Source organism: Dietzia sp. UBA5065 (assembly GCA_002415925.1).
Lineage (GTDB): Bacteria > Actinomycetota > Actinomycetes > Mycobacteriales > Mycobacteriaceae > Dietzia.
This window is the reverse complement of record DIAZ01000123.1, coordinates 40,054-42,314: the sequence shown is the minus strand read 5'-3', so window position 1 is coordinate 42,314 and position 2,261 is coordinate 40,054. Positions and strand designations below refer to the sequence as shown.

Genomic DNA, 2,261 nt, shown 5'->3' with positions numbered 1-2,261 from the left:
TTCATCACCGGCGCCGACTCGGGCGAGTTGTTCGAGAACATCTGGCACCAGGTGCTCGCCCGGCCCGAGGGCGCCGGCCCCGGCACCAAGGGGCTGAGCTACTTCCTCGTGCCCAAATACATGCCCGACCCCGAGACCGCCGCGCCCGGGGAGCGCAACGGCGTGTACGTCACCGGGATCGAGAAGAAGATGGGGCTGGCGGCGTCCGCGACGTGCGAGGTGTCGTTCGGCGCGCACGGTCATCCGGCCGTGGGCTTCCTCGCTGGCGACGCCCACCTGGGCATCAAGCAGATGTTCAAGACCATCGAGGCCGCGCGGATGATGGTCGGCACCAAGGCGATCTCCACCCTGTCGACCGGCTACCTCAACGCGCTGGAGTTCGCGAGGGAGCGCGTCCAGGGCAACGACATGGCCGACGCCGGGAACCCGGACGCGAAGAAGGTCACGGTTATCCACCACCCCGACGTGCGCCGGTCGCTCCTCACGCAGAAGGCCTACGCCGAGGGGTTGCGCGCGGTGTACCTCTACGCTGCCGCCCACCAGGACGTGGAGTCCGCCCGGGTGGTCTCCGGCGCCGGACCGGAGCTCGCGCACGCGGTCAACGACCTGCTGCTGCCGATCGTCAAGGGGGTCGGCTCGGAGCGCTCCTACCAGTGCCTGGCCGAGTCGCTGCAGTGCTTCGGCGGATCCGGATACCTCAAGGACTACCCCCTCGAGCAGTACATCCGCGACGCCAAGATCGACTCGCTGTACGAGGGCACCACCGCCATCCAGGCCCAGGACTTCTTCTTCCGCAAGATCATCCGCGACGGCGGCACGGCGCTCGGTCACGTGGCGGGCCGGATCCACGCGACGGTCGACGAGGCCGGCCCCGCCGAGCTCGAGGGTGTGCGGGTGGCGGTGGCCCGCGCGCTGGGCGACGTCGAGTCGATGATCGGCACCCTCACCGAGCACCTCATGGGCGCGCAGGAGGACAAGGACAGGCTGTACCTGATCGGGCTCGGCGCGGTCCCGCTGCTCATGGCCGTCGGCGACCTCATGGTGGGCTGGATGCTGCTGCGGTCGGCCGACGTGGCGCTCGCGGCGCTGCCCGGCGCCACCGGCGTGGACCACGACTTCTACACCGGCAAGATCACCGTGGCCGGCCACTTCGCGCGCACCCACCTGCCGCAGGTCGCCGCGGCCCGCGCTCAGATCGAGTCGCTGGACCTCGACGTCATGCGGATGCCGGAGGGCGCCTTCTAGGTCGGCCCGCCGGGCGCGGGGCGCGGGGCGCTCAGCGTCCGTGGGTGAGGACGATCTTGCCCACGGCGCCGCGGCCGTCCATCAGCTCGAGCGCCTCCGCGGCCCTGACGAGGGGAAACTCCGCGCCCACGAGCGGGTCGAGCCTGCCGGCGGCCAGCAGCGGTTCGACCTCGGCCCACTGCTTCTGCAGGTACCCGGGGTTGGTCATCCAGTACTCGCCCCAGCCCACGCCCACGGCGCTCTTGTTGCCGAGCAGCAGGCGGTTGACCTTGACCGTGGGGATCTCGCCGGCGGTGAAGCCGATCACGAGGATCCGGCCCTCCTGGCCGAGCGCGCGGAGGGAGTCGGTGAACCGGTCGCCGCCCACGGGATCGACGACGACGTCGACGCCCTTGCCGCCGGTGAGTTCCTTCGCGGCGTCCTTGAACCCCTCGGGCGCGACCGCGTCGCTCGCGCCGGCCCGCAGCGCCAGGTCCCGCTTCTCCGCGGTGGAGGCCACCGCGATGACGCGGGCCCCCATCGCGACGGCGAACTGGGTGGCGGCGATCCCGATGCCCCCACCCGCGCCGTGCACGAGGACGGTCTCGCCGGCCTGCAGCCGACCCCGGTGGGCCAGCGCGAAGTGGACGGTGAGGACGTTCATGGGGACGGACGCGCCCTGGACGAAGCTCAGGTTGTCCGGCAGGTGGAAGACCTGCGCGGGGTCGGTGGAGACCACCTCGGCGAAGCCGCCGAGCCCGGGGAACGCGCAGACCCTGTCGCCCGCGGTGAAGCCTGACCCCTCGGGTGCCGAACGGACGACGCCCGCGACCTCAGACCCGGGGACGAACGGCAGCGGCGGCGAGATCTGGTACCTGCCGCGGGACTGCAGCACCTCCGGGAACGTGACCCCCGAGGCGTGGACGTCGATGAGGACCGCCCCCGGCTCGGGTTCGGGCAGGTCGACCACCTCGAGGGCACCGGGTCCGTCGTGGCTGGAGATGTGGATGGCTCGCATGGGCTCCATAGTGTCAGGG

General features: G+C 71.6%; 2 protein-coding genes. One reads left to right on the top strand and one right to left on the bottom strand.

The features are described 5' to 3' along the window. The coding region (locus tag B4M60_RS09730; RefSeq protein WP_291082904.1) for an acyl-CoA dehydrogenase at window positions 1-1,245 on the top strand (1,245 nt) is incomplete at its 5' end. Between the two features lie 31 nt (window positions 1,246-1,276). Here the strand turns inward: B4M60_RS09730 and B4M60_RS09725 are convergent. After that, entirely contained in the window at window positions 1,277-2,242 is a 966-nt protein-coding gene (locus B4M60_RS09725; RefSeq protein ID WP_291082900.1) for an NADPH:quinone oxidoreductase family protein, read from the bottom strand. Between the last annotated feature and the right edge of the window lie 19 nt (window positions 2,243-2,261).